Raw genomic sequence first — 1,114 nt, 5'->3', positions numbered from 1 at the left:
GCGGGACTATTTGCCGAACAAAAGCGGATTTTTAGACCAATTTGCTGCCGCCGCAGCAGGGCAGTCTATTTTCGGACAGCCTCCCGGGTATCTGAACAGTGGAACTTGACGTTGAGTGATGCGCTTTGCTGGCGAAGTCGAGAACCAGACATATGCGCCTTTAAAGTTTATGGGGAATACTACCAGGCATGGTGGACTGATAACCCTTAATTGTTAGAGGTGTGGTTTTCATACGTATGGTTGATTTCTGTACTAAGATGCATCTTCAAGCGATGGTACTGGACGAAAGCTATAAAACAATCAGGCAACTGTAAGGCAGTCTTAATATGGTCTCAACAATGGATTCCTCACCAGAAGGCATGAAAAGCTCTGGTAAGCACGACAGCGGTATGAAATTGAAATATCAGGGACGAAAAACCAGTCGTGTCAATAGTGAACAGCGTCGTCGTACAATCCTTGAGGCGGCATTAAGAATCGTTGTCAGAGACGGAGTCAGGGGAGTCCGTCATCGCGCTGTTGCCAAGGAAGCCAATGTTCCTCTTTCTGCAACTACTTATTATTTCAAAGATATTACGGATCTGATTACCGACACCTTCACTTTGTTTGTGGAGATGGGTGCTCAGAAGTTCAAGGCCTACTGGGAAGAATCTGACAGTATGCTGAAAATGGCCATAAAAGAGCTTGAGCCGTCAGACCAGGCCAGTCGTCAGATATTTGCTGACCGGATTAGCGATCTCGCCATTGAGTATGTTTTGATTCAGTTGGCAGAGCACCCTGACTACCTGATCGCTGAACGTGCTTTTCAGCAGGAATGTTTGCGTAATGAAAACCTCAGGCCTATTGCTTTCAGTCACCAGAAATTCTTCCTTGATAGTCTCAAAACATTCTTTACAAAAATCGGCTCCAGGCAACCTGATATTGATGCAGAACTGTTTGGCAGTATCATCCTTCATGTTGAGTATCAGGGATTAGTTGCAGGTTTTGAGGACGAAAGAACCGTTCGGAGGCTCAGGCTAATGCTTAAACGTCAGATAGAGTTGATGTTGGGTGTATACAACTAGGAGGCTGTCCGAGAATAGCGCCCGACTGGGCGTCCCCGTAGCGAGGATTGCGA

General features: G+C 46.4%; 1 protein-coding gene. It reads left to right on the top strand.

All coding sequences use genetic code 11. The features are described from left to right. Nucleotides 1-338 precede the first annotated feature (338 nt). The gene (locus tag KDK14_RS15695) at nucleotides 339-1,061 is read left to right on the top strand and encodes a TetR/AcrR family transcriptional regulator (protein WP_373691093.1); all 723 of its coding nucleotides are present in this window, start codon (nucleotides 339-341) and stop codon (nucleotides 1,059-1,061) included. The last annotated feature ends 53 nt before the right edge of the window (nucleotides 1,062-1,114 follow it).

The sequence above is a fragment of the Endozoicomonas sp. ONNA2 genome, assembly GCF_024606365.1.
In the GTDB taxonomy this organism is placed as follows: Bacteria; Pseudomonadota; Gammaproteobacteria; order Pseudomonadales; family Endozoicomonadaceae; genus Endozoicomonas.
This window is presented reverse-complemented; position numbering and strand designations above follow the sequence as displayed.

Coding starts and splice junctions, on each gene's coding strand:
- KDK14_RS15695 (WP_373691093.1), top strand. CDS start 339: ATGGATTCCTCACCAGAAGGCATGAAAAGCTCTGGTAAGCACGACAGC.